Source organism: Ardenticatenales bacterium (assembly GCA_020634515.1).
In the GTDB taxonomy this organism is placed as follows: domain Bacteria; phylum Chloroflexota; class Anaerolineae; order Promineifilales; family Promineifilaceae; genus JAGVTM01.
This window is the reverse complement of the sequence record JACKBL010000005.1, coordinates 65764-91861: the sequence shown is the minus strand read 5'-3', so window position 1 is coordinate 91861 and position 26098 is coordinate 65764. Positions and strand designations below refer to the sequence as shown.

22 protein-coding genes are annotated in these 26098 nt (G+C 57.9%); 10 read left to right on the top strand and 12 right to left on the bottom strand.

Annotated elements, in window-relative coordinates; genetic code table 11:
* The 9 genes from cdd (at position 1) to H6650_14420 (ending at position 11322) form a co-directional block, all read left to right on the top strand.
* Positions 1–405, top strand: coding sequence for a cytidine deaminase (gene cdd, locus H6650_14460; GenBank protein ID MCB8953205.1), 405 nt, complete (start codon positions 1–3; stop codon positions 403–405).
* Between the two features lie 38 nt (positions 406–443).
* Positions 444–1205, top strand: a complete 762-nt coding sequence (gene recO / locus H6650_14455) for a DNA repair protein RecO (GenBank protein ID MCB8953204.1) — start codon at positions 444–446, stop codon at positions 1203–1205.
* 151 nt (positions 1206–1356) lie between these two features.
* Positions 1357–2610 (top strand): acetyl-CoA C-acyltransferase, encoded by a 1254-nt coding sequence (locus H6650_14450; GenBank protein MCB8953203.1) that lies wholly within the window; start codon positions 1357–1359, stop codon positions 2608–2610.
* Positions 2611–2716: 106 nt separating this feature from the next.
* Positions 2717–4417, top strand: a complete 1701-nt coding sequence (locus H6650_14445) for a hypothetical protein (protein MCB8953202.1) — start codon at positions 2717–2719, stop codon at positions 4415–4417.
* Positions 4418–5000: 583 nt separating this feature from the next.
* Complete coding sequence (locus tag H6650_14440; GenBank protein MCB8953201.1) at positions 5001–6125, top strand: hypothetical protein; 1125 nt, start codon at positions 5001–5003, stop codon at positions 6123–6125.
* Positions 6126–6705: 580 nt separating this feature from the next.
* On the top strand, positions 6706–8136 hold the full coding sequence (pyk, locus tag H6650_14435; GenBank protein ID MCB8953200.1) for a pyruvate kinase: 1431 nt from the start codon (positions 6706–6708) through the stop codon (positions 8134–8136).
* Between the two features lie 211 nt (positions 8137–8347).
* Positions 8348–9652: an ATP-binding protein gene (locus tag H6650_14430; protein ID MCB8953199.1), complete on the top strand. Its 1305-nt coding sequence runs from the start codon at positions 8348–8350 to the stop codon at positions 9650–9652.
* Between the two features lie 24 nt (positions 9653–9676).
* Positions 9677–10387 (top strand): glycerophosphodiester phosphodiesterase, encoded by a 711-nt coding sequence (locus H6650_14425; GenBank protein MCB8953198.1) that lies wholly within the window; start codon positions 9677–9679, stop codon positions 10385–10387.
* A gap of 41 nt (positions 10388–10428) precedes the next feature.
* On the top strand, positions 10429–11322 hold the full coding sequence (locus tag H6650_14420; protein ID MCB8953197.1) for a diacylglycerol kinase family lipid kinase: 894 nt from the start codon (positions 10429–10431) through the stop codon (positions 11320–11322).
* Between the two features lie 68 nt (positions 11323–11390).
* On the opposite strand, the gene H6650_14415 is transcribed toward H6650_14420, so the two are convergent.
* The 11 genes from H6650_14415 to H6650_14365 form a co-directional block, all read right to left on the bottom strand.
* Complete coding sequence (locus H6650_14415) at positions 11391–12221, bottom strand: ABC transporter permease subunit (GenBank protein ID MCB8953196.1); 831 nt, start codon at positions 12219–12221, stop codon at positions 11391–11393.
* Complete coding sequence (locus H6650_14410; GenBank protein MCB8953195.1) at positions 12214–13122, bottom strand: ABC transporter ATP-binding protein; 909 nt, start codon at positions 13120–13122, stop codon at positions 12214–12216. Before H6650_14410 ends, H6650_14415 begins: the two co-directional genes overlap by 8 nt.
* A 254-nt stretch (positions 13123–13376) precedes the next feature.
* Positions 13377–14729 (bottom strand): hypothetical protein, encoded by a 1353-nt coding sequence (locus H6650_14405; protein MCB8953194.1) that lies wholly within the window; start codon positions 14727–14729, stop codon positions 13377–13379.
* Between the two features lie 69 nt (positions 14730–14798).
* Positions 14799–15737, bottom strand: coding sequence for a hypothetical protein (locus H6650_14400; GenBank protein ID MCB8953193.1), 939 nt, complete (start codon positions 15735–15737; stop codon positions 14799–14801).
* A gap of 199 nt (positions 15738–15936) precedes the next feature.
* Positions 15937–16656: an esterase family protein gene (locus H6650_14395; GenBank protein ID MCB8953192.1), complete on the bottom strand. Its 720-nt coding sequence runs from the start codon at positions 16654–16656 to the stop codon at positions 15937–15939.
* Positions 16657–16903: 247 nt separating this feature from the next.
* Positions 16904–17641, bottom strand: coding sequence for a hypothetical protein (locus H6650_14390; protein ID MCB8953191.1), 738 nt, complete (start codon positions 17639–17641; stop codon positions 16904–16906).
* Between the two features lie 725 nt (positions 17642–18366).
* Entirely contained in the window at positions 18367–19956 is a 1590-nt protein-coding gene (locus H6650_14385; GenBank protein MCB8953190.1) for a YHYH protein, read from the bottom strand.
* Between the two features lie 203 nt (positions 19957–20159).
* Positions 20160–20462, bottom strand: coding sequence for a hypothetical protein (locus H6650_14380; GenBank protein ID MCB8953189.1), 303 nt, complete (start codon positions 20460–20462; stop codon positions 20160–20162).
* Between the two features lie 167 nt (positions 20463–20629).
* The gene (locus H6650_14375; GenBank protein MCB8953188.1) at positions 20630–22543 is read right to left on the bottom strand and encodes a VanW family protein; all 1914 of its coding nucleotides are present in this window, start codon (positions 22541–22543) and stop codon (positions 20630–20632) included.
* A 193-nt stretch (positions 22544–22736) separates the two neighbouring features.
* On the bottom strand, positions 22737–23867 hold the full coding sequence (locus tag H6650_14370; protein ID MCB8953187.1) for a hypothetical protein: 1131 nt from the start codon (positions 23865–23867) through the stop codon (positions 22737–22739).
* A gap of 26 nt (positions 23868–23893) precedes the next feature.
* A complete protein-coding gene (locus H6650_14365) occupies positions 23894–24364 on the bottom strand; it encodes a hypothetical protein (protein ID MCB8953186.1) in 471 nt (156 codons plus the stop codon).
* Between the two features lie 309 nt (positions 24365–24673).
* Here H6650_14365 and H6650_14360 point away from each other — a divergent pair, with 309 nt between their 5' ends.
* Entirely contained in the window at positions 24674–25192 is a 519-nt protein-coding gene (locus H6650_14360) for a hypothetical protein (protein ID MCB8953185.1), read from the top strand.
* Between the two features lie 61 nt (positions 25193–25253).
* Here the strand turns inward: H6650_14360 and H6650_14355 are convergent, their stop codons facing one another.
* Complete coding sequence (locus H6650_14355) at positions 25254–26084, bottom strand: ABC transporter permease (protein MCB8953184.1); 831 nt, start codon at positions 26082–26084, stop codon at positions 25254–25256.
* Between the last annotated feature and the right edge of the window lie 14 nt (positions 26085–26098).

Genomic DNA, 26098 nt, shown 5'->3' with positions numbered 1-26098 from the left:
ATGGAAATTAGCGCGGAACAACGGGAGGCTTTGGTGATGGCGGCACGGGAATGCCGGCATTTGGCCTACGCCCCCTACTCCCATTACCTCGTCGGCGCGGCGCTGCTGGCCGCCGACGGCCACATCTACACCGGCGTCAACGTGGAAAACGCCTCCTTCGGCCTCACCATCTGCGCCGAACGCAGCGCCATCGTCAAAATGGTCGCCAACGGCGCGCGCGAAATCAAAGCCCTGGCCGTCAGCACCAGTAGCGGCGGCTCACCCTGCGGCGCATGCCGGCAAGTCATGAACGAATTCGCCCGCACCGACATCCCCATCTTCCTCTGCGACGAAAACAGCCTCGTGCGCCAGACCACCCTCCACGCCCTCCTCCCCGACCGCTTCGGCCCCGAACACCTACCCTAACGCCCACCTTCCATCTTCTCATTTCTCCCTTTGCCACCATGAGCCGCGAAAAAACCTACCGTACCGAAGCCATCGTCCTGCGTCGTGGCGACTTCGCCGAAGCCGACCGGCTCCTCACCCTCTACAGCCGCGACTACGGCAAAATCCGGGCGATCGCCAAAGGCGCGCGCAAGCCACAAAGCCGCAAAACAGGCCACGTGGAGCTGTTCATGCGCACCAACTTCTTCATCGCCAAAGGGCGCGACCTGGACATCATCACCCAGGCGGAAGTCGTGGAAACGTATGAGCCGCTACGCCAAAACTTGATGCGTACCACCTACGCCGCCTACGCCGTGGAACTCCTGGACCGCTTCACGCCCGAGGAGGACAAGCACATCTCGCTGTACGACCTGCTGCGGGATACGCTGGGCCGGCTATGCGACGCCGACGATTTGCGCCTGGCGGCCCGTTATTACGAACTGCGGCTGTTGTCACAGGTGGGCTACCAGCCACAGTTGTTCCAGTGCGTCGTCTCCGGCGCGCCCATCCAGGAGCAAGACCAATACCTCAGCCCAGAACTGGGCGGCCTGATCGCCCCCGGTCAGGGGCAGGCGGACCGTCGCGCCCGCCCCGTCAGCGCCGTGGCCGTGAAGGTGCTGCGCTACCTGCAAACGCGCCCCTGGGACACGGTGCGCGTGCTGAAGTTGAAGGATACGCTGCACCTGGAACTGGAAGGGGCGATGCACTTCTACCTCATCTACCTGCTGGAACGAAATCTGAAATCGGTTGATTTTTTGCTGCGCCTGCGGCACGAGGAGTGAGGGAGGGGCGAGGGGCGGGTGGCAAGTGGCGTGGGGCGAGTATAATAGGGAGGGTAAACCGTCAACGGAAAACTACCAACCGTCAACCACCAACTATCCACTGACCACTATCCACTTCCCACTATTCACTACTTCCCAAGGAGTCTACATCATGAGCACGCATGAAAATGGAAACGGGGCGCGTGACGCGGTTATTCTGAGCGCGACGCGCACGCCAATTGGTAAGTTTATGGGGGCGCTGGGAGAAATGCCGGCAACCACCCTCGGAGCCATCGCCATCAAAGCAGCCGTCGCCCAATCAGGCATTGACCCGGCCACCGTCTACGAAGTCATCCTGGGCAACGTCATCTCCGCCGGACTAGGCCAGGCCCCCGCGCGCCAGGCCGCCCTCGGTGGCGGGCTGCCCGACACCGTCGGCGCGGCCAGCGTAAACAAAGTCTGCGGCTCCGGCCTGAAAGCCGTCATGCTGGCGGCCAACGCCATCGCCGCCGCGGAAGCGGACGTCTTCGTTGCCGGTGGCATGGAAAGCATGTCCCAGGCCCCCTACCTGCTGCCCAAAGCCCGCCAGGGGCTGCGCTACGGCCACGCCGAAGTCGTGGACACCGTGCTGGGCGACGGGCTGTGGTGCGCCTTCCAGGATTGGGCCATGGGCAACGCCGCCGAATTCATCGCTCGTCAGTTTGAAGTCACGCGCGAGGAAATGGACCAGTTCGCCGTCAACAGTCACGAAAAAGCCGCCGCCGCCACCGCCGCCGGCCACTTCCGCGCCGAAATCACGCCCGTGGAAATCAAGGGGCGCAAAGGCGTGACCATCGTGGATGTGGACGAACCCATTCGCGCCACCTTCAGCAACAGCGGCTACACCATGACGACTGATCTGGCCTCGCTGGGCAGACTGCGCCCCGCATTTGAGGCGGACGGCCAGGTGACGGCGGGCAACGCGCCCGGTCTGAACGATGGCGCGGCGGCGCTGGTCGTCACCAGTCGGGTGGAGGCGGAACGGCAAGGGCTGGCTCCGCTGGCGCGCATCGTCGGCTACACCCACGCCGCCGTGCCGCCGCAATGGATTTTTGCCGCGCCCGCGCGCGCCATTCCCCGGTTGCTGGACAAAATTGGCTGGCAAATGGCAGACGTAGACCTGTTCGAGGTCAATGAGGCGTTTGCGGCGCAGGCGTTGGCAAACGGAGTGGAACTGGGGCAAAAAGGGTACAACTGGGATTGGGCGAAGGTGAACGTACACGGCGGCGCGGTGGCGCTGGGGCATCCCATTGGGGCCAGCGGCGGGCGCATCCTGGTGACGCTGCTGCACGCCCTGCGCCAGCGTGGCCTGAAGCGCGGCGTGGCTTCCCTCTGCCTCGGCGGCGGCGAAGCGGTCGCCCTCGCCGTCGAACTGGAAAATAATTAACGGTTGATTGGGTGCATGGCTAATGTTGCGTGATGACCGGCCTCGTTAGCCATTCACCCATTCACTGAATTCTCGCATTAACAACTTATTCGGAGTATCCCAACCCATGAAGAGTGATGAGCGCATTTTGGTTCTGGGCGGGGCGGGCCTGGTGGGGTCGCAGATTGTGCGCACGATTGCGCGCGAGCTGGAGCCGGCCACTATCATTGTCGCCAGCCTATTTCGCGGTGAGGTGCGGGAGTTTTTGCACGACGCGCGCCGGGAGTTCCCGCATATTAATTTTGTCGGCGCGTGGGGCGACCTGTTCCTGCGCGAATCGTTTAAGCTGGAGCGTCGCCGCCGCCTGCTGCAATCACAGTCGCGGGTGGAAATGATTTATGAGGATTTGTTCGGCGGCATCGAAGGTGCATACGAGCGGTCGGCGCTGGCGCGGCTGGTGCGGCAATATCGCCCGCATGTGCTGGTAGACTGCATCAACACGGCAACGGCGATCAGCTACCAGGACGTGGAGAGCCTGTGCAAGCAGACGCACGACCTCCTCAGTGACCTGAGGCAGGCGGTTGATCATCAAGACCTGGGAGGGTTGAAGGAGGTCGGTAAGCAGCTTGAGCGGAACGTGAGCCAACTGCTTATTTCCCAATCCACCAGCCAGCTCATCCGTCATGTGCAACTTCTGCATCGGGCTATGTGCGAAGTGGAAACACGCCTCTATCTGAAGGTGGGCACGACGGGTACGGGTGGCATGGGGCTGAACATCCCTTATACGCACAGTGAAGACAAGCCCAGCTTCCAGTTGATGAATAAGAACGCGCTGGCCTTCGCCCACACGGGCCTGATGTTTCTGATGGCGCGCACGCCAAACGGGCCACTGGTGAAGGAGATTAAGCCAGGAGCCATGATTGGCTACCGCCGTGTTACCTACAACACGGTCAAACGGCGCGGGCTGCCGCAGTTCCGCTACCAGAGTGTCGCCGCGCCGCTGAATGGCACGCTGGTGCTGCGCGGCGATGAGAACCAGTACGAGCGGCTGGATAAGTTGCGCATGGCGGTGGTGGATACAGGGGAGAATGGGCGGTTTGCGCGGGGCGAGTTTGAGACGATCACGCATATTAACCAGATGGAGTTTGTCACGCCGGAGGAGATTGCGCAGCAGGCGGTCTTGGAGATTAAGGGAAGCAACACGGGGTATGATGTCATTGCCGGCATTGACGGCAGCATCATGAACCCCAGTTACCGCGCGGGCGTGCTGCGGCAAGCCGCCCTGGACAAACTCGCCCGCCTGGAAGAAGAAACGGAAAGCCACAGCGTTGCCCTGGGGCAACTCGGCCCGCCCGAACTCTCCAAACTACTCTATGAAGCCTATCTGCTCAAATGCAACTACGGCACATTGCGCGAAGTCATCCAAACACCCGTTAGCGATATTTCCGAATGCATCTACCAGTATCTGCTGGACCAGGAAACCCTGCGCACCACCATCACCTCCATTGGCGTGCCCATCCTGTCCCCAGATGGCAAACTGCTGCTACGCGGTCCCCGTCTAAACATCCCGGAAAGCATCTACTTTGAACTGCCCATCGATGAAAATGACGTGAACCTATGGGCGCGCAAGGGCTGGGTTGACTTGCGTCCCAGCAATTTTGCCGCCTGGCAAAACCGCTTCCAACTCATGCGCCGCAGCCAGCATATGCTACACACCCGTGGCACATCCTCCATCACCACGAAAACATACCTGACGGACACTATTGAAATTGGAGCCGTGGTGGCCTGGATATTCAACAACGAAGACGGGGGCTACCGCATCAAGTAACCCTGCTGTCTTTTTCCGATAGGCACGGTTGCTGTCCCGCCGTGCCTATCGGCACAACGGTTAACACCCACATCCTCTTTTCCGTCCACGACCTGCCGGTTACCATTTTCCGCGCCTGACACGGCGAGGAAACGTCAATTCTGCTCGCATCCCGGTCGAACACTTTACGTATTCCACATAACGGGATAATATAGGGAGCAATGCTGGTTGCGTTTCCTCAAATATACCAGGGCAACTATTTGGGTGGGCCTGCCGGACTTACCAGAGAAGCGACCATTAGCGCGGGTAAGACCTGACAGGTTCTCAAGCACGTGTCCTGGCAGCGAGGACGCTTCCTTTCCATTCTTACAGGCTGCTTGCAACCATCCCCTAAAGCAACCTGACCACCCGTTGTCATCAACCACTGTGCCATCACAGCGGACGTTACCAGCAGCGCTTCCGCGCGCCGCTCTCGGGCGCAAACGCCAGCGCGACAGAACAGGTCCCGACTTCTTCAAAATAGGCGTGCCTCGTGGCTCGCCCGAATCGGATCGCCCAGCCGGGCGGGCAGCACGAGCCATTACGATCACGAGGTTTATTAACTATGGTACCGCAACAAACGACTTTCAACGGCCTGACTATGCCTGTTTTCAGCGCCTTTGGCTGGGCAGGTGAAGAACAGGCCCTCCAATTTGCCATGTCGCAGTTGGATTTATTCATTCATCGCCTCCACGCCCATTTGCCGCACGAAATCCGCACCCTCTTTCCCTTCGCGGGCGTGGATCGCGCCGCCAAGACCGTCTACCTGGCAGCTAGAGAGGACATTGAGTCTGATTTGTACATCACCTTCTACGCACGTCCCCTTAGCCTCCAGATCGTCCTCAATCTCACGAACAAGAAATTGCTGGCAAAAGCCTTCAAGAAGGCGGAAGCGACACCGCGCACATGGTATCAGACGCTGGCCCGCATGGATCCTACCTGGGAGATGAATCTGCGCCAGATGCAGATAACGGACGAGGACACGGGGGAGCGTTCTTTCTATCAGGATTTGTTCAAAGATAACGTGGGCGCATTCTCCATGGAAGTGGCGGAAACCGTGCTGGAGCGTGCTGCCTATCTAAATAACGAACCGCAATGGGTGACGCCGCTGACGGTGGGGTTACGTATGCCTTCGGAACAGGTCGCCATCATGGGAACGAAAGTCATCCGCGTGGTGACACAGAAGCTGGATGCGCTCATGCCACTGGCAAAACTTCTCGCGGGGCAGACACAGAAGGCGGCTTCTCCGAGCGGACCGGCTCCCGCGCCCAAGCCGCCGGTGGAGGCGTTGACCGTGGCGGAGACGCCCACGGAAGCATTAACCGCCGTGCAGTCTCTGGACGAGTTCGTTTATGTGAGCGAATTGAAACCGCTGCATATCCGTCGTGGGTTCATCAACCTGACGCCAGAACATTGGCCCTTCTTTGCCCTTAATGCACGCACAGAAACGCGACCTGTACAGGTGAAATACGGGGACAAGTTGGATACGAAGAGCGCCGTGTGGCGCCTGGTCCCCAGTAACCAGGCGCGTATTGTGCTGGGCAGCAGCGCCCAACTGTGGGTGGAAAAGCACTTCCGCGCCAACGAACGGATCACGGTGGTGGCGCAGAAGGATGCGCAGGATGAAATTCTGATCACGATAACGGCGGCGCCGCCAGATAACAACCACACGCATGTGGCCAGGAGCTGAACCCTTCTGCCGCTTGCGGCATGACGGCGGCCATCAGCACCCGAAGGAATAAGAAAACGCAATGGGGTCGGACCGGTCCTTATGGCGCATCTGTTTTCAAGACAAGATTGGAAACAACGGATGCGCCGGAAGGGTCCTTGCTTGTCGGATAGTTCAAAGTTGACTTTGCACGAACCCCTAGGACTGGCGATGAAATAAGATGTGCATTGCATCGCCAGTTTGAAGGAGCGGTAAGGAAATGACTTCGTCATCTTATTTGATTTCCGCTCCTTGAGGATACGCGGCCGTTTGCTGAAGGGTGCAACTTTTGCCGCCGGAGGGGTTTTAATTAAAAGTGCTGGAGACTGGCGTTTTTGGAGTGGCGACTCAGCCGGACCATATATGGCGGTTTGAGCCGGCTAAAGCCGCGACTGCGGCCACCATATGTAGATTTCGCCAGACGCCAGTTAAAGGTACATGCCCTGCTCATGATTCCAGTTGAAATTGAGCAGCCGTTGGTGAATCGCCAACGCATGGTTTTTGGAATTCGTGTGTTTTTGCCCGGCGGGTTACTTACTGAACGTCCGCCGTTGAGAGACGTATGTCACGGACGAAGATTGTTGCCACGATAGGGCCGGCCTCTAATAGCGTGGACGTGATGCGGAAGATGTTACATGCCGGCATGAACGTTGCCCGCGTGAATTTCTCCCATGGAAGTCATGAATCCCACGCCCAGACCATCCAGCGCCTGCGCCAGGTAGCCGCGGAAGAAGGCAAAGTCCTGGCCATCCTCGGCGACCTGCAAGGCCCCAAACTACGTCTGGGCAACGTGCGTACCGGTGGTATTCCCCTGTCCCTGGGGGACGAGATCATCTTTACTCCCTTGCGCGGTCAGCCAAACATGATTTATTTGCCCCACCCGGAGCTGATCGCCGCCGTCAGGCCAGGCGCACGCATGGTCATTGGCGACGGGGAAGTGGAGTTCGTCGTTACGGAAAAGCGAAGTGATGTACTCGTCACCTCCGTTGCCGTAGCCGGGCTGCTGGAATCGCGCAAAGGCGTGAACGTCCCGGGGACCTTCCTCCCTGTTCCCAGCATCACGGACAAGGATAAGGAAGACCTCGACTTTATCTGTGACATGGACCTGGATTTCGTGGCCCTCTCCTTCGTGCGCAGCGCCGATGACGTGCTGGAATTGCGCGAACGGATGAGGCAGCGAGATAAGAATATCCCCATCATCGCCAAAATTGAGAAGAGCGAAGCTATCGAGAACCTGGAGACGATTCGGGATGTGGCGAACGGCATGATGGTGGCTCGCGGCGACCTGGGCATTGATATGCCGCCGCAGGAAATCCCCATGCTGCAAAAACGGATCATCAACTGCTGCAATTATGCCGGCATTCCCGTGATCACGGCCACCCAAATGCTACAATCCATGGTCGAACACCCCCGCCCTACACGCGCCGAAGCCAGCGACGTCGCCAACGCCATCCTCGACGGCACGGACGCCGTCATGTTGTCCGGCGAAACGGCCAGCGGCAGCTTTCCCGTGGAAGCAGTGCGCATGATGCGGCAAATCGGGGACATCACAGAGCAGGCTTTCCCGTATGAACTGTGGCGACAGCGCCGTCGCCAAAGCATCACCAAAGACGCCAGCGTCACGGAAGCGATCAGCGCCGCAAGCTGCGCCATCGCCGAGGAAATCGACGTGCAGGCCATTGTCACCTCCACCCTATCCGGGTATACGGCGCGACAAATCGCCCGCCACCGCCCGGTACGCAGGGTGATAGCCGTGACACCGCTGCCGGCAACGCAACGACGACTGGCGCTGGTTTGGGGAGTAGAGTGCCGGCTGATTGGCGACTATTACCAGGACACGGACGCCATGCTCACGGCAACCGTGGCCGCTGTGCGCACCATGGGCTTCAACGAGGGGGACAAAATCGTCATTACGGCGGGGATTCCCTTTGGGCAAACGGGACAAACAAACCTGATCAAAGTGCATGAGATCGGGCAAAACGGGAAGGGCTAAACCTTCCCGGAAACCACCTTCAGGTTATGGCGTGTGGTGGATCACGTTTCCGGGAAGGTAGGGAAGGTGGGGGAGGTCGGGTGGAAGCGGATAGTTACTTCTTTCCCACGTATTTTTGCCATCCTCTGTGTTAGAATCATCTTGCTGACTCGGTGCCAGTGTTGTGTACGTGCCGGCATTTTCGCTTACCCCACGGAGAAAAACAACAAACATGACCACCCGAACCGTCAACGGTGACTTCCCCAGCGTCTGGCAACCACCCCCCATTCGCGGCATCGAAGACACCGGCCTCACTCTCATCTTCATCGCCGACATGGCCTTGAAGATCATGTACCTCAAGGGACAGGTCACCGGCTACGCCGTCGCCGAGCAGATCAGGCTCCCCTTCGTCACCGTCGTCGGCCCCGTCATGGACTACCTCAAACGCGAACAACTATGCGAAGTGAAAGGCTCCGGCGGCCTGGGCGCGGGGGCCTACCAATATGTGATCACCTCCAAAGGCGCGGCGCGCGCACGCGAACAAATGGAGCGCACCAGCTACGTCGGAGCCGCCCCCGTTCCCTGGGATGACTACATCACCGCCATCCGGCATCAAGGCACGGGCCGCCTGCGCGTCAATTTGCGCATGATGCGCCAGGCGCTCTCCCACCTCGTGCTGGATGAGCGCATCTTCGCCAAAATCGGCCCCGCCGTCAACTCCGGCAAATCTATCTTCCTCTACGGACCACCCGGCAACGGCAAAACCACCATCGCCGAAAGCGTGGGGCGCATGGTTCTGGGCAGCGAAATGTACATCCCCTACGCCGTGGAAGTGGACGGCCAAATCGTCAAGGTCTACGACGAAATCAACCACATCATCGCCGATGAACCGGAAAGCGACAGCAGTCTCTCCGGCTTCCGCGCCGACGCCCGCTGGCTGCGCATCAAGCGCCCCGTGATCATGGTCGGCGGCGAACTAACCCTGGCCGGGCTGGAGCTTTCCTACGACGCCACCAACAAGTATTATGAGGCCCCATTCCAGATGAAGGCAAACGGGGGCATGTTCCTCATTGACGACTTCGGACGGCAGCAGATTCGCCCCCGCGACCTGCTAAACCGGTGGATTGTGCCCATGGAGAAGAATGTGGACTTTCTCTCTCTGGCGACCGGGCGCAAAATTGAGGTTCCGTTTGAGCTACTGATTGTTTTCTCCACCAATCTGCCGCCGCGTGATCTGGTGGATGAGGCGTTTTTGCGCCGCATCCGCCACAAAATTGAGATTTCGTCCCCTTCTTTCGACAATTTCCGCGAGATTTTCCGCCGTGTCTGCACGCATCGCAACATTGCTTACGACGAGCAGGCGGTGCGGTATTTGCTGCAAGAGTATTACATCAAGAAGAATCGCAAGCTGCGGGCCAATCATCCGCGCGATTTGTTGGACCAGATTCTGGACATTGCCAGTTATGTGGGAACGGAGCCGCAGTTGACGAAGGATCTGCTGGATCGGGCGGCGGATTCCTATTTCGTTGACTTATAGGGGGGGGCGTGGGAAAATGCCGGCATGACTGATTGGCTCCATCTCCCTTCCCCCCTGATCATCGGGCATCGCGGCGCCAGCGCCGACGCCCCGGAAAACAGCCTCGCCGCCTTTGCCCTGGCCCAGGAGCAAGGCGCGCACGGCATCGAACTCGACGTAATGCTCTCCGCCGATGGCATCCCCGTCGTCATCCATGACGACACCCTCGACCGCACCACCGCCGCCACCGGCCCCGTCGCCGCCCGCACCGCCGCCGAACTGGAAGCCCTGGACGTGCCCACCCTGGACGACGTTTTCCTCACATTTGGCCCCAGCCTGCTCTACAACGTGGAATTGAAACTGTACTCGCTGCGCGACCGCGGGCTGGAAGCCGCCGTCGCCGACCGCATCGCCGCCTACCATCTGGAAAGCCGCGTCCTCATCTCCTCCTTCCATCCCGCCTGCGTCCGCCGCGCCCGTCGGCACCTCACCCGCACCACGCCTATCGCCCTGCTGCATCACACCCGCTGGCTGCGCGCCGCCCACCACTGGCTCGCGCTCGAAGCCATCCACCCCGATTACAAGCTGGTGGACGACGCTTACATGGCCTGGGCGCGGGCGCACGGCTATCAAGTCAATGTCTGGACCGTAGACGACCCTGTCGCCGCGCAACGAATGGTGGACCTGGGTGTTCATGCTATTATCACCAACCGCCCGCGCTATCTACGCGAACAACTGAAGTTGGACGAACGGTAGCGGACGAAAATCGATTTCCATATCCCTTGAAGAGGCGTTCTGTGAAAGTTCAAGTCATTCTCAACCCATATGCCAACCGTTGGGGGGCCAAAAGTAAGGCAACGCAGGTGGAGCAGGCGCTGCAAGCCGCGGGCGTGCAAGCGGAGATGGTCTATATTCCCGCACCGGGCGAGGGTATCCGGCTGGCGCGGGAGGCGGCGAATGCCGGTTATGATGCTGTGGTAGCGGCGGGAGGGGATGGCACGGTGAACGAGGTCGTCAACGGCCTGATTCAGGCGGCGGGAGATGGACCAACCGTGCCGCTGGGCATCATGGGTATTGGCACGGGGAATGATTTCCACGATATGGCCGGGCTGCCGCGGGATTTGATGGCTGCGGCGCGGGTGATTGCGGGGGGGAAGGTGAGGCAGATAGATGCCGGCAAAGTCAATGACCGCTACTTCGACAACAACTGCGCCGTCGCCATGGAACCCCTCGTAACCATCGAAAATGAGAAAATGACGCGGCTCTCCGGCAACATCCGCTATATCGCCTCCCTCATCAAAGCCCTCATGAAGCTGCAAGCGTGGGACATGCGCATCACGCTGGACAACGAAGTGCTGGAAGGCCCGGCTATCCTCCTCTCCGTCTGCAACAGCCCCCGCACCGGCGGCCTCTTCTACATGGCCCCCAATGCAAAGCTAGATGATGGTCTGTTCGACGTGGTGTACGCGCCCGACATCCCCAAGCGCACCATCATGGCGATTTTGCCGCGCCTGTTCAAGGGCAGCCACATCCACCACCCGGCCATCACCTACACGCGCAGCGCCCGCCTCGTCATTGAGAGCCAACCAGGCACGCCCATCCACGCAGATGGTGAGGTACTTTCCGAAGGTGAGTCCCATATCGAATACCAGGTCTTGCCCGGCAAAATCACGCTATTGTCCCCCGCCTGACACCCACCGTCTTTTTAGACGCAGGCGCAACAGGTCGCCGACGCGGCCCCTCCGTCAATCACGTCTTCTCATGCACTTGTTCTTGCCCGCTGCCACGGCCAGACGCCAACCGTGATGTTCCGCCGCTGGAAAAAGAACAAGGCCAGGGCAAATGCGCCTAGAGCAACCCCGAGCAAAATCAACACATCACTCGCCCGCGGTCCATCAATAAAGACACTGTCGGTCGCATCAAGATATGTGAACAAAAAGATGGGGCGCAGCGGCTCCAGAGACGATACCATTCCGGCCAAATTGCTGCCGAAATAGCTGACAATGATCACGGCTGTGGCAATCAGAGCGGCCGTGCGCCGGTTGGGGCAAAACGCGCCCAGGAATAGACTGATCATGCCTATCGCCAGCGCCAAGGGCCAACCACTCAGCACCGCCCACACGATGTCCGCGGCGACGACAGACGTGGCAACTTGATCCTGGATAGCCAGGAACACGCCGACCGTGGCCAGGGCGACAATAAGGTGCAGGATCAGGAGCACGACCCCCAGCGCCACGGCCTTGACAACCACGATCTGCCAGCGGGGAATAGGCAAGGCAACAATCATCTCCAGGCGGCCATCTTCCTCTTCGCCGGCCAACGTGGCCGTGCCATTAATAACGGCGTAAATAGATGCCAACAGGGGGACGAAAAGAATCACGGTTGATGCCATCCAATCCTCAAAATTGCCCAAGCTGATCCCCATCATCTTGTAGATTTGCAGGTCGAGAATTGCTTGCATTCCCTGGATCTCTTTGGCGATTTGCGGATAGATTCCCACGTAGACGAACGGGAAGAAGGTGAGTCCCAAGCCCCAACCAATAATGCTATTGCGCCGCAGCACGAGTTCCTGCCATAGCAATCTAAACATGGTTTTCTCCATTTCCCCGACCGTAGTAGGTCAGGAAGATTTCTTCAAGACTGACGTTGTGGGTTTCAATATCGGCAATACCAAATTGAGCGGCGGTAGACATCACCTGCGCCAGGTTGTCCCGCACTTCTAGTAGTATTTCCTGATCCGTGCGCTCCATTTCGGTCACATCGGCGGGGTCAAACGTCCCCACCGGGGGCATTTTGACGAATTGCAATCGCAGTCGCTTCAATCGCTGCGCGATCATGTCGCCGACGCTCTGGGTGATAACGAGTCGCCCATCCCGAATGATGCCTACGCGGTCACAGACGGCCTGAACCTCCGACAGGATGTGGGAGGAGAAGAAAACGGTTGTGCCTTCCGCCCTGGCCTCGCGTACCAATTCCAGCACCGTTTGCTGCACCAGTGGATCCAACCCGCTTGTGGGTTCGTCCAGGATGAGCAGATCGGGTCGGTTCATAAAGGCGGCGACAACCCCCACTTTCTGCTTGTTGCCACGGGAGAACTCGCGGATTTTGCGGCTGGTATCCAGGTCCAACCGGGCGGCCAGTTCGCGCCAATGCCCCTTGTCACCGTTTGCGCCACGCAAATACTCGTACATTTCGAAGAATTTGTCGGCTTGCATGTTGGTGTACAACGCCAGTTCTCCGGGCAGGTAGCCCACGCGCCGACGCAGTTCGACTCCCTGGCGCTGGCAGTCCAGGCCAAAAATGCTGGCGTGGCCGCTGGTTGGCCTGATGATGTCCAGGAGGATGCGTTGGGTCGTGGTTTTGCCGGCACCATTCGGCCCCAAGAAGCCAAACACCTCCCCCGCACGCACCTGCAAATCCACGTCCACAATCCCCCGATGCGCGCCATAATAAAGCGTCAATCCCCTCGTTTCAATAACCAGGTCATTCATACATCCAATCCTTTATGTCACAGCAAAATCATTTTTTAGGTATACCTAAATCTTGCACGGTATTTTACGTCAGCCTGCACCCATTTGTCAACAGCAATTCCCATTCTGACGCATCATGGCTTTGTCAAGAAGTTCGCCGCGCGTGGCGTACACCGTTTACCTGAATGCACGCCGCGGCCACAATGGGAGAAAATCAACAGAGCAGGCGGCTGCCTGCTCTGCGAAAATCAATCCATGATGGGGGGAGAGAGGGGCTACCGCTTGGCGACCACGAATGTGGGCACGGTGGAGCCGCCGCCGGCGGTGACGTTGAGCAAATCTTGGGTCGCCAGCCTCGTCAGGCAGCCATCTACGAACGAGCCATAGAAAACGTAGGGGGCCGTATCCAACATGCGGTCGGTGATTTGCAGCCGGCCATCCACCATGCTCGGATAGGGTTCGGTGGGCAGCAAGATGCGCTCCTGCACCACGTAGGGCAGTTCTTTGGCTTTCTGCACTGCGGCAGCCCACTCCGTTTCAGTCACCTGCCAGCCGAGGACGATGCCGCGCCCGCCGTAGTCGTCATTGGGTTTGAGCACCAGCCGGTCTTTGTACTTGATGATGAAGGGAATCAGGTCAATGGGCTGCCCATGAAACGTGCTGTATCGTTCCGTGACCCAGCGCGTCCAGGGAATGTGCGCGGCAATGGCTTCGCGCTCCTGCTTGCTGAAGAGATGCTCGTTGCGCTCGTCGCTGAGGACGGCCAGGCTGGCTTTTTTGTAGAGGATTTTGCAACGGAATGGGTTGACCATGCACACGGCGCCGTCTCGCACGGCGCGGACGACGGGGTTGTCCATGCCCATTTTGCGTACGAGTTCGTCGATGAGTACGCGCTTGTAGATGAGGGTGATGTGATAGTCGCCGGCCATAAGACGCCCATCACGATATTCGACTTCGCGGGGATCGACGATCTGGCACTCGATGCCCTGCCGCCGAAAGTAATCCTGGAAAAGGAGGAATTCGCTGTAGGTGGGCACTTCGCGCCAGTCCATGATCGCCAGCCGCGGCTCTTCCCGGCGGCCCGCCCAATGATAGTACACTTCCCACAGGGTATGCAGCACGTTATGGCGCACGGGCAGGGGACGCAGTTCGTATTGGCGCGCGAATTTGCGCATGATGGGCAGGACGTAGAAGAGTTCGCTCAAAACGTCGTTGTAAGCGGGGGCGGCGGGGACTTCGGCGTTGTATTCGGTGAAGCGGAGTTCTTCGGTGTCGGTGAGGAAGAAGGCGTCCAGGCGGGAGAGGGGCGCGGCGTAACGGAAGCCGGGATCGACCTGGATCAGTTCTTCTTCCCAGTCGAGCAAGCCGAATTGCTCACGAAACGGTTTATCGACGATGGCGCGGCGATAGGCGCGTTCGAAGGCGCGCATGAGGATTTTGATACGGACCTGGAGGAAGCGGTATTGTGCCGGCATTAAAAACCGCGGCCGCAGCACCGTACACAAAGGTCGCTCGCCAAAATACAACCCCCGCTGCCGCAACTGCTCCTCCAGCAGCTCATGAGACACTTCCGCCAGACTATCCGTCAACAAATCATGATACGTGCGAATGGCATCATAGAGAGGCATCGCAAACTCCTGCTACGCAACAGCGCAGCGTTCAGTAGAGACTCATGGCGCGGACGCACATGAGCCAGGTTACGCGGCATGATTGGCCGCAAAAAACTGCCGCCAGTGCAGTTCGTCTAACTGCGGGCGAGGATTCAGCGCCAGATCAATCACCATGTCCGCCATATGCTTCACCACCCAATCGAAGTAGTGCGGCGTCAGAGAGTAAACGTCCATGTCCGGCGCGGGATTCATAAAATCAATTGCATAGGGCACGCCATCCCGAATCGCCCACTCCACCGTGTTCATATCGTAGCCCAAAGCCTGCACCAGTTTCAACGAATCCGAGACAACCCGCTCGCCCAGTTCTGGCGTGAGGTGGGCGTGTTCGACAATGTAACGCCGCTGTTTGGGGTCATACTTCATGGGTAGCACATCTTTTTGCCCGATGCACATACAACGCACGTAATGGTCCCACTCAATGAACTCCTGCAAGATCATGGTCAGCAGGCCAGATTGATTGTAATTGTAAATCAATTCTTCCACGCTGTGGCAGACGTACACATCGCGCCAGCCACCCCCGTGCGCGTCTTTGAGGACGCAGGGCAGCCCCACGTAGTCGATGATCCAATCCCAATTGAGGGGGAAGAGCAGATTGCGCAGGCTTTCGTTATGGACAATGCCGGGGACATAATCTTTGTTGGGCAGCACCAATGTTTTGGGACTGACGACGCCCAGTTTTGTGGCCAGGCTGGCCTCGAAAAACTTGTCGTCCGCCGTCCACATGAAGGGATTGTTGACGACGGTGGTTCCCTGCAAGACCGCATGTTTCAGGTAGGTGCGGTAGTAGGGAACTTCGTGGGAAATGCGGTCCACGATGACGGCGTAGTTACCCGGTTCGTCCATAGGCGTGCCGCCTAACTTGATGAACTCGGCCACAATGCCGGCATTGCGACCATTCACTTCCTTAATAAACGCGGGCGGGAACGACCATTCCCGCCCCACCATTAAGCCTACTTTCAGTGTCATGGGTCTCCTCTTAGGACTGACGATGAAATAAAGTACGGAATCGCATCGTCAGTTTGAAGGAACGGCAAGGAAACAACTTCGTTGTCATATTTATTTCCGTTCCTTAGTGGATGGTGGATAGCAGATAGCAATCACAAACGCTAACGACAAACAGTTTCTGGTTGGCGGTGAACCAATCCCAACACGCGGAAGGCCATCCTCAATCCGATCCGCCGATGTAGAGACGAATCATTTCCTGCCACCAGGGCCAATCGTGATACCAGCCGTTCCAGACGCGCAAGGCATGCCAGATGCCTTTTTGCCACAAAACATGCGAAAAATGCTCGTTGTTGCCATAGAGCGAGTCTTCTCGCCCAATAGCCAGAATAATGTCCACGCGGCGCATGGCATCCAGGCGGTTGGTGTCGTGTTCGTTGGCGATATAGGCTACGGGATTGTGGGAATAGACTTCGCCGCCGCCAAAACCATCCGCCCAGCGGGTGATATCGTAGTAGCCGCTAAGACCGATGGCGCGCCCCACCAGTTCCGGGTGGCGTAGGGCGAAGTTGATGGCGTGGTAGGCCCCAAAGCTGGCTCCCAGAGTGATCAAGAATGGGTTGCGGTTAATCTGCCAGGACAGGGGCAGTACCTCGTGCAAGATGTACGCTTCGTATTGGCTCTGCCGGATGGCGCGATCATTGGGGGACTTCCAACGAGCGTACCAGCTTTCTTTGTCTACGCTGTCAATGCAGATCATTTGCAGCCAGCCATTTTCGATCTGGTCGCCCAGCGCGTGGGGCATGTGGCGGTCTTCCCACTCGAAGAAACGCCCCATTGAGGTGGGAAAAACGAGGACGCGCGCGCCCGCATGACCAAAAACCAGTAATTCCATATCCCGCCCCAGAGAGGGGCTGTACCAGCGGTGATAGTCTCGTTTCATAGTTTGCCTGGATAGAGTGAGTTCGTGCGCGTATTCTACCAGCGGAAGGTAGAGTGACAAGGGGAGGATGAAAGGTATGAGGGATGAGGTATGAGGTATGAGGGATGAGGGATGAAGGGTGCGTCGGGGGAGGGTTGTAAGATGGGATACGCGTAGCCCTACGCACTCACATACGCCCAAACGCAAAACGCCAGGGGAGTGCCTGGCGTTTTGGCGAGATTATGTTGTAGATGTGGGCAGGGGGTTGTCAGTCGCGGCGGCGGGGGGCGGCGCGCATGGGGGCGGGCAAGCGGGATGCGCTGCCACCGGGCAGGGATGGACGCGAGGGACGACGGTTGCCGCGATTGTTGATGAAGGGGGGGGCGGGTTGGCGAGTTTCGGTGGGGTCGGGTTGTGGGTTTTGGAGGAATGCCGGCATTTCATCACTCTCCGGCACCTCTACAACAGGCCAACGCCGCGCCGACTGTGGCTGTGGCTGCTGCGGTTGGGGTTGTGGCCGCGGCTGCGCCACAGGCTGCACCGTGGCTTCCTTCGCCACCGCCTTACCCGCGCCGCGGAAAATATGGTCCCCCGCCACCGAGAACGCGCCAATAAACAAGATGCGCGTCAGCCACACCAACACAGCCACAAACACCGGAACCGTGTTCAAAAGCTGTTCTCGTGTCAACACCTCATTACCAAACTGGTGGTTAAGCAGCGTCAGGTTAATCGCCCACCACGTCATCAGGGCGTTCATCGTTGCCCCCAGAAGCCACGCCCCCATCAAATACCACGTCTCTTTCGGCTCATCCCGCCCCCGTTCTGGCGTAAACAAATGGGACAACCCGGCAAAGTCGATAGCGCAAAACGCAAACGCCAGAATCGTCGCCCACGGGATACGCAGAAAAGCCACATCCCCCAGCAAGTTTGCCAGCGCGTACTGCGTCGTGTCAAAATTGAACGCCTCAAACGCCAGCAGCGCCACGACCAGAATAATACCGATCACGGCTTGCCGCGAAAACAACCACTCCGTTAATTGACTGACTCCCTGACCGCCCAATTGATTATTTCGGAAAAGTGTGCCCTGGTGCTGCATGACCTATACCTCCGCGTCTCACCCATTCACATACCTTTTTGTTGATGATTCGTAACTGCTTAGCCAGATTGGACCAATTTTCTACAGCTTCTTAAACCCGACCCTCCCCGCAAAAGGAGGGCACATTCTGGAAAGATGGACCACCAGACCGGGCAATCCGCGCCAATCTGTCCTCTGCCTCAACTTTTTGTTACAACTTGATTGGGAATGTGGCCGGGAAACGGGCTTGGTGACCGTCTAAAACAACTTGCCGTCTTGTTAGTTAGAAGGTCACTTCCAGCGCATCCAACGATTTCGCAATGTATTCTGGATGCACCTTTTTTCTCGTATCACCTGCCGCCCAGCCCCGTTGTTCCTTTCACCCCCAGAGAGAGAGGGGGAGCGGGCACTGGTGGATATGCCCGCTCCCGTGGTGGGGGGAAGAGGATTAGAACGTTTGTTCTGATGGGGAGAATAGCACAATCGTTCTAATCTGTCAATACTTGCGCGAAAAATGGGGGGGATGTTTTACGGCAAATTTGTTAACCCGCACTCTTGGTCACAAACTCTGTATGTGCCATAATGCCTGATGCCATAATCCAGCCATTTTGCCGGCTCCATTTATTCCTCGGTTATCTTGGCTCCAGACAAATAAGCTACTCAACCCGGCAATGAGTCTCGGCGGGGGTGGGTTGGTCAATGTTGGTTCTAAATTGAAAATCCCAACAATCCTGACCGGCAGTAGATGGCTGGTAAACAACGGCATTTAGCTGGCCCTGATCCGTTTCAAATAGTAAAGTTCTGACACCATCATTAATTGTAAGACTGACAATTTTGGTGGCATTGCGGCCAAACTGGCCCAATTCACGCATTTGGCGTGGTTCAATTTGTAAGGCCCAATCAACCTCTTCGTGATAGCAACCGATGGTGTAGGGCGGTTCGTGGGTAGTGTAATACACATAAGAACCATCGGGCAATTGCAGGCCATTACATTCATCCAGCGGCTCGGTGGGCAAATTATTGATGTGGTTGTACTGGCCCTCACCAAAATAATCATCTGCGCCGGTTCCATAAAATATCTCCCCTCCGCCCAGCGTGTAACCAATTGGATGCGCAAGGTTGTGATGATCCAGCAAACAAACCGGGGCGGTATGATAATGATAATCCTCGCCCTGTCCGGCGTGGCCGCCACAATGGTCCAACTCGCCCTGCTGGGCCGTATCGTATTTGGGGTCGTACACATAGCTATCATCAAGGGCCACATCAGGCCGTTTATCAAAGTGATAAATGGGTACGCCGTTAACCGCCATCGCAATCGGTCCTCTGGCATGAGCGGCGGTGTGTTCCTCTAGCCAATGCGGGTCTCGTGGGATTTTCCAGGCGCGTTCATCCGTGTAACGAAAAGGGATAGGTACGCGCAAAATCCAGGCGGTGATGCCCCGCATCATCTCGTGCTCCGGCTGGCCGGTTTCGGTTTCAACGTACAAATAGGACTCATCGCACGAAACATGGACTTGGTCGGCATAGGGGGCAAACACGCCTTGTGGATCACAATTGGTCTCATTGTTGTCTGTTTGTTCGCTATTCTCCGCGACAGGCCCGGGTGCAGCAGCCCCTTCCTGGCCGCGCTCAAAAGTCACATTCAGGCTGGCCTCAGCCAGAGTAATATTGGCAATGGCCGCTAATAGCGTATCGCGGTCAACCACCGCTGGGTTGGGCAAGTTGGGAGATGCCGAGAGCGCATAAACGGTGATGGTATACAGCTTTTCGCCAGGACCTTTCGAACAGGGTGGGGCGTATACCTGCTGCTCATTTACGCTGTTCGTGCCAAACGTACCGAAATTGGTCGCACCGGCTTCCACAGAAAGTGTGGTGGGCGGGATGTTGTACACCACCCAGTACCAGTGAGTGTCGCCAGGACCGGGAATGTGGTGCATTGCCAGGGCATAGCTCACCGTTCCTTCAGGAGCGCCTTGCCAGGCCAGGGGCGGCGACAGGCTCTCCCCATCGCAGGTGAACATAGAAGGTAGTTTGCCGCCGTTTTCCATAGCCGGGCTGGTCAGGGTAAAATCGCCGGAAGGGGCGGATGGCGCGGTCGTCGCTGGCGATTGTTCCGGTTGGGCGTTCCCTTCAGCATTCTCCGGCGGTGGCTGGTTTGCATCATCCGGTGGGGTAATTGGTGAAGGTAATAGACCACAACCAACAACGAATAAAATGAGAAAGCAGGCAATGATTTGTTTCTTCATGAAAGGTTCTCCTGAAATAGGGTGATCTCCAGTCCAGAGGGTGAAGTTAATCAAAGATATCAGACGAGTTCTTTTACCTCAAGCGGACGTTGGTGCGAAGCGGGCTAACGGCCAGCTTAAGGGGCGCGCGGCTTTTTGCGCGTCCCTCTCAGAACTGTGGTTGGGCGTCTTCCCCTGCCTATCACATCTAATGGACTTCATCATCACCTTTTGAGTTCACTAAAAAAACCGGGTTTTTCGATTGTCCGGCAAAAATTACCAGAGTGGTTCATGTGTAAAAACCCGGTTTTTGACCTTTTTTCAGTAGAGTCACCTTTTGGTGCTGTGCCCTTACGATAAAACATAAAACGACATGGTTCTCCATCCTTTGCGAGCGTGACAGGACGTCTAAATTCCATCTCAGCTTTTTCTTCAATAAAGGAACTGGACTCTGTTTTTGGCGTGGAGGCTTCAGCCGGTCCACATATGGGGGTTGACCCGGCTAAAGCCTCCACTCCGATCACCATATGGCTAAAGCCTCCACTCCGATCACCATATGGCTAAAGCCTCCACTCCGATCACCATATGCCGGGTTGATGACCACCCACAGAAAAAACCAGAACCAGAAGCAGCTTGCGGGAAGATGAGGCTGCGTAGCCGCAAATTGAATTGGGGAAGGCGGCACGCCGTTTTATCAGGGATTGGTAGGGGTTTCTTCGGATGGGGGTGGGGTTGGGGTTGGTGGCGGCGGGGGGGAGGGTGGCTCTATGCCCGGACCGTACTGGTAAATGTTCTGCCAGGGCACATAATGGCTGATGATGTCCTCATCAATGATCACCTGTCCATCCCGATTGTAAACAGTACGATGCACGGATACATCGGACCCTTCGGCGGCCCAGTCTACTTGCTCGATTTCCCCTTCTGGCAGTTCCTCGTTGTACTCCCAGATGTCCGGTTTCGCCGGTTGGATATTGCGGACGACGGGATCGCTTTTGGTGACGGTGCGCCCCATGCTGGTGCTGTAGAACTTGAACCAGAGGGACTCATACGTCTCGTTGTAGTAGTTTTCAATGAGCAGGTAGTACGGCGTATTGTTCACAAAACGGAGGTCCACCAGCGGCGAAAAGACGGTGGCGTCCATCCCTGGTCCCTCACCGGCTTCGTAGTAGCCGACGCGATAGCCGTGCGCCCAGCGTTCCAGAATGGGAAATCCGGCCCAGAAGGCGCTCTGGAAGAGGGTGGTGCTCACCTGGCAGACGCCGCCGCCCACGCCTTCGATGGTGCGTCCGCCAAAGATGATCAGGCCCGTTTCGTACCCTTCTTCCTCGCTGATGTCGCCCAGAAAATGGTTAAAGGAGAAGGTTTCGCCAGGGGCGATGATGATGCCGTAGAAGTTGGCGGCGGCGCGGGCGATATTGTGTTTGCGCTCCGGGGAGGAACCGGCAAACCAGGTGGTGCTCTCGCTGACCAGTTCGGTGATGCCCAGTTCGGCGGCGGTTGCGCCCGCGTGCGCTGCCGGCACAATCGGCGTCACGACAAACGGCAGCGAGCGATTCGGCGTGTATACCTGCCGCATAAACTCCGCCACCGTCGCGTCCACGTCCAACTGCCGCCCACTTACATGCGGTTCCACCACCACCAACTCTTGCGTATTGTCGTCAAAATAGAAACGAGCGTTCACCGGCGCGCGGTACAACCTGTCGCTTATTTGCATGAGCCAGTTGCGCACGCCGTTTTCATCCACGGTCACGTTCTGCGTTAGCGTGCCATCCGGCTGCGTCACCGCTTCCACGTGCAGCCAGGACTTCAGTTCTTCGGGCGGAATTTCCATGCGCGTCAGGTCATCATCGGCCAATGGCTCTTGCAAATAGAACGTCATCGGGCTGCCGATGATGTTCTGAATGCGCTGCGCGGACTCGCCAGCATCGGCCACACGGGGCTGAAGCGCAATGACCGGAAGCGGCAGTTGCGCATGGCGCAGATCACCCAACGCCGCCAGCAGTTCGGTGCGCAACTGCGCCTTATCCAGCGCCCGCCCCGCCTGCGCCGGCGTGTAGCCAACCTGATTGCCATCAAAAGAGAGAATGGCATCAACAGGCGGGCGGTCCACATCGGCGGCAATCTGGGCGATGAGCGGGTCCAATCGCGCTTCGTCAATGATGATTACGGGGGCAACCTGGCGACCATAGTACCAGGTCTCAAATTGTGCACGCACATCTTCGGCGGCGCTGGGGCCACGCCCAATCTGGTAAGCGACGTTGGCGGTGGCCGCGGCATCCAGCGACATGCCCAGGTCCGCCAAAGATAGGGACCAGGACTGCCCCGTTGCCGCGTCGGTGAGGGTGACGGCTTGCTGCTGCGCGTAGGGGAAAGCGGCGGCCAGGGCTTGTTCCGCTTCGGGCGGCGTCATCCGGCTCAAATCCCTACCCCAGACGGACACGCCGGTGTAGATGCGGTCGGCGTGGCGGGCCTGATACCCGGTGACGGTGACGGCCAGCGTGAGGGTGACCAGCACGAGGAAAAAGAGGGGAACGGCGAGGAACCAGCCGGCATTGCGCAGCAGATGGTGGCCGGGGGAATAGGAAGGAGCGCTGGGGGTCGCTTGCATGGACGAACCTGTCTTGGGAGTCGGAAGGGCGGCGCGGCAGACAATCGCTGTCAGCCGATGATGCAGGTCATTATAGCATTGTTGGGCGAAATAGAACGGATGGTTAAGCTACGGCTAAGGACCGGCAATGATCTCGGGTTTGGTTTCCGCTCCGAAGGCGGCGACATGCGCGTTTGGGGGTGAACAAAGTGCGTCAGGGAGTGGCTTCGGACCAGACGGCGTCGAATTCTTGCAAGAAGTAACCGGCGAAGGTGGGGTCGTGGACGATGATGACGTTTTCGTCGTTTTGGCGATTGGCGCTGTCGGTGAAGTTGAAGGAGCCAAAGATGACGGTCTGGTTGTCGAGAATGATGACTTTGTGGTGCATGATGCGCGAGTTGCCGTCGAGACGGACGTTGATGTTGGAGATGCCGGCATCTCGCAGCACGGGATAGTAGCCATAATCCGTATCCGCGCCCACGGTCTCGAACACGCCACGCACGGAAATGCCGGCATCCGCTCGTTCCAGCATCGCCTCGCCAATTTCATCGTTCGTAAAAGAAAAGGCCATGAAGCGAATATCGCGGCGCGCGCCGGCGATTTCGGCGGCGATAATGGGAGCCAGCTTTTTCTCCGGGGCAAAATAGTTTTCCAGCAAAACCCCCTGGACCGTGAACTGCTCATAGGGCGTGTTTTCGGACGAGGTCGGGCCAAATTCGCGGTCAATGTACATCTCGTCCATCTCCACCGTGTAGTTGGCGGCCAGTTGCGGGACATCGAATTTGACGAAGTTGTTGTTGTTGCAGTAGACGCCGTTGGTGGTCAGGTTCATGGAACCCATCCAGACGTAGCGGTTGTCGATGACGATGAATTTATTGTGCATGAGGGCGCTGCGCTTGTCTTCGACCACGCTAATGCCGTTGCGACGCAGCCGATTGATGGCGGAGAGATCGGCGTTGTCGGTGTCCGTGACGATGCGCACGGGGATGCCGCGTTTTTCCAGGTCGATGAGGGCATTCACGATGGGCGGGGCGTCCAGGTCAAAGGCGGCCACATCCACACTGACGGCGGCGTCGCTGATGCTGTCGGCAACGATCTCATCCAGGCCGCCCGTTCTTTCCTCTTCTGGGGGGCAGGTGGGGTTGGTGAAGTAGATTTCATACCAATCCGCCGGCGCGCTCACGACCCGCGTCACGCCACCATTCGCGCTTATGAGGCCAGGCTCGTCGGTAATAGGGGTGACTTCAGGGACGTCGGTGGTGAGCATGCCAAAGGGATCGGTGCCGAAGATGACGGCAAAAGACAGGAGCAGGATGGCGATAATGCCGGCAGATCGTTTCTTCATAAACGGATACTTCCTTATCGAGTGTGTCAGGCTACGTCGAGGCGGAGGAGCAGCCGCAGCAGTTGAGCATAAGCCAATTCCGGGGAATCGGGCGGGTCTGCCTGCCAGAAGGCCAGCAGCGCCGCCTGGGTGTCCTCATCCAACCCGTTTGGCGACAGCACCGCCAGACTATTGCGCAGCGTCTCTATCCAGGGCGGCCCCTCGCCGGCTTCGCTGGTTTCCGGCGCGCGCAGGGCGGCCATGTATCGATTGACGAGGCGCATGACGCCACCGATCTGCTCTACGCGCTGCTCCAGGAAGGTGTAGGCGTCGTCGTCGGGGAGGGGGGCGGTGCGTTGGGCGGCGGCGGTGACGGCGGCAAGCGCCCAGCGGATGAGCGGTTCCGCCTGGGTGTCGTCGAGTTCGCGGCGCAGGCTGCTGTTTTCCAAGATCATGCCCGCAGCGTATTTTTCGCGCTTGCGGATGCGGCGGTCGGGGATGGGGGTTGGAGGGACCATGCCGGCATTATACCTCACCCGGCTCAATGCAAAAACCACGGCCGCGAACTTTGCCGCTTCCCGCCCACTCGCAGCCACGGCACAGCTGATTTGCCGGCATCCACGGCCTTCACTATACTTCCGCCGGGTGTCAAGACCATCAACCGCGTATCACGCTATCCACAGAAACGCGCATAGTTATCCCCAGCAAACGATACAGGTCTGGTATTTTCTGACCGAGTGTTTTCGCCAATCCAACAAAGGAGTCTTCAGATGGCGCAAAAATGTAACGTTCCCCCCATTCCACAAAGCCTTACCGTCACTTCCACCATGAAAGAATTGCCGGATGGAACAACCTTTCCCAAATATCTACAGTTTGTCAAAATGCTTGGCGTGGACGAATTTAACGGTGAAAACTGGCAAAGTTATATTGGCAAGAAGGCGGGACCGCGCGGCTCCAAGTATATTGATGTTGGCTATTACACCGTCGGTCTGTCAACCTGCGTCGGCATTGGCATGGTGTTTACTGCAAATGACGCGGCAGGCGATGCGCAGTGCCAGGTGAGTCTGGCGCACCTTTCCAACCAGGTGGCCGGCGATAAAACGATGCTGACGGAAATCACCCGCTATATGATAGAAACCAATTTCCAAGACTTCGCCGCACGTTTCGTGGTTGCTTACGAGGAAGGCAATCCCCATATGCCCCAAATCTGGCAAGTCATTACGACGGTTTTCGCCCAATGTGGGATTCCCATAGAAAGTGATTCCGTGGTTTTACTTCAGGAAATATACCCCATGATGCCGGCACGCATGGCCGTAAACTTCAATCCACAAATAGGCACGTGGTAAGCCAAGATTGGTTCATTCTTGGAGAATGAACCAATCTCAAGCGGCAAATCATCACACTTGATTACAGATCGCGGCGGGAGAAGCTCCACAAAGCCGCCAGCAGCAGCACCAGCACGTACAAGACCGCATAAACAATCATGGCATTGCTGGGCTGCGAAACGACGGAAAACGGCCCGGCCATTTCAAAACCGCCGGTAACGCTCGGTTGGAACATCGCGGAAGCCTTCTTCCACATCACTTCGCTGGGCAAAATCAAGCTGGACAGAATCCCCAGGTCCACGGCCGTCTCATTCCGCAAAAGTGCCCCCACCTGCTCCACCCATCCCCCCACAAAAGCAACCCCATACAGCATGAAGGCCAGCGCCCCATTCGCCAGCGTGGAGAGGCGCGTGCCCCCCGCGATACTCACGGTCATAATGATCAGCCCCTCCAGGTACATGAAGGCCAATCCGGCAGGCACGTTGAGCATGGTAAAACCGGAGCGCAGGTAGACCGTGAGCAGGATACCGCCGGGCAGCAACAACACGCCGAAGAAGATCATGAGGGCGAAGCCCAACCATTTGCCCAGCACCACTTCCCAGCGGCGGATGGGCTTGGTGATCAGGGTGTCTATGGTGTGGGTGTCGATCTCGCCGGAGATGGTGGAAACGGAGATGAGGACGGAGAGCATAATGATGAGGAAGTTGCTTACGTACAGGCCGGCCAGGGTGAGGAAGGTGAAGGCGAAGGTGGCGTCTTGCATACTTCCTTCCGCTTCAAACTCTTTGTAAATAAAGTGAAAGCCGGTGCCGAAGATGACAAGGAAGGCCAGCCCCATGATCAGGCCGATCCAGAGGATGCGGCGGCGTTGCGTTTCTTTGAGGGTGAGCCGGGCAATGGTTAGTGTGGTCATGGCGTCAGGTTTGC

What these genes read in the sequence shown, in the direction of transcription:
- cdd (MCB8953205.1), top strand. Translation starts at nt 1, where the DNA reads ATGGAAATTAGCGCGGAACAACGGGAGGCTTTGGTGATGGCGGCACGG.
- recO (MCB8953204.1), top strand. Translation starts at nt 444, where the DNA reads ATGAGCCGCGAAAAAACCTACCGTACCGAAGCCATCGTCCTGCGTCGT.
- H6650_14450 (MCB8953203.1), top strand. Translation starts at nt 1,357, where the DNA reads ATGAGCACGCATGAAAATGGAAACGGGGCGCGTGACGCGGTTATTCTG.
- H6650_14445 (MCB8953202.1), top strand. Translation starts at nt 2,717, where the DNA reads ATGAAGAGTGATGAGCGCATTTTGGTTCTGGGCGGGGCGGGCCTGGTG.
- H6650_14440 (MCB8953201.1), top strand. Translation starts at nt 5,001, where the DNA reads ATGGTACCGCAACAAACGACTTTCAACGGCCTGACTATGCCTGTTTTC.
- pyk (MCB8953200.1), top strand. Translation starts at nt 6,706, where the DNA reads ATGTCACGGACGAAGATTGTTGCCACGATAGGGCCGGCCTCTAATAGC.
- H6650_14430 (MCB8953199.1), top strand. Translation starts at nt 8,348, where the DNA reads ATGACCACCCGAACCGTCAACGGTGACTTCCCCAGCGTCTGGCAACCA.
- H6650_14425 (MCB8953198.1), top strand. Translation starts at nt 9,677, where the DNA reads ATGACTGATTGGCTCCATCTCCCTTCCCCCCTGATCATCGGGCATCGC.
- H6650_14415 (MCB8953196.1), bottom strand. Translation starts at nt 12,221, where the DNA reads ATGTTTAGATTGCTATGGCAGGAACTCGTGCTGCGGCGCAATAGCATT.
- H6650_14410 (MCB8953195.1), bottom strand. Translation starts at nt 13,122, where the DNA reads ATGAATGACCTGGTTATTGAAACGAGGGGATTGACGCTTTATTATGGC.
- H6650_14405 (MCB8953194.1), bottom strand. Translation starts at nt 14,729, where the DNA reads ATGCCTCTCTATGATGCCATTCGCACGTATCATGATTTGTTGACGGAT.
- H6650_14400 (MCB8953193.1), bottom strand. Translation starts at nt 15,737, where the DNA reads ATGACACTGAAAGTAGGCTTAATGGTGGGGCGGGAATGGTCGTTCCCG.
- H6650_14395 (MCB8953192.1), bottom strand. Translation starts at nt 16,656, where the DNA reads ATGAAACGAGACTATCACCGCTGGTACAGCCCCTCTCTGGGGCGGGAT.
- H6650_14385 (MCB8953190.1), bottom strand. Translation starts at nt 19,956, where the DNA reads ATGAAGAAACAAATCATTGCCTGCTTTCTCATTTTATTCGTTGTTGGT.
- H6650_14380 (MCB8953189.1), bottom strand. Translation starts at nt 20,462, where the DNA reads ATGGTGATCGGAGTGGAGGCTTTAGCCGGGTCAACCCCCATATGTGGA.
- H6650_14375 (MCB8953188.1), bottom strand. Translation starts at nt 22,543, where the DNA reads ATGCAAGCGACCCCCAGCGCTCCTTCCTATTCCCCCGGCCACCATCTG.
- H6650_14370 (MCB8953187.1), bottom strand. Translation starts at nt 23,867, where the DNA reads ATGAAGAAACGATCTGCCGGCATTATCGCCATCCTGCTCCTGTCTTTT.
- H6650_14365 (MCB8953186.1), bottom strand. Translation starts at nt 24,364, where the DNA reads ATGGTCCCTCCAACCCCCATCCCCGACCGCCGCATCCGCAAGCGCGAA.
- H6650_14360 (MCB8953185.1), top strand. Translation starts at nt 24,674, where the DNA reads ATGAAAGAATTGCCGGATGGAACAACCTTTCCCAAATATCTACAGTTT.
- H6650_14355 (MCB8953184.1), bottom strand. Translation starts at nt 26,084, where the DNA reads ATGACCACACTAACCATTGCCCGGCTCACCCTCAAAGAAACGCAACGC.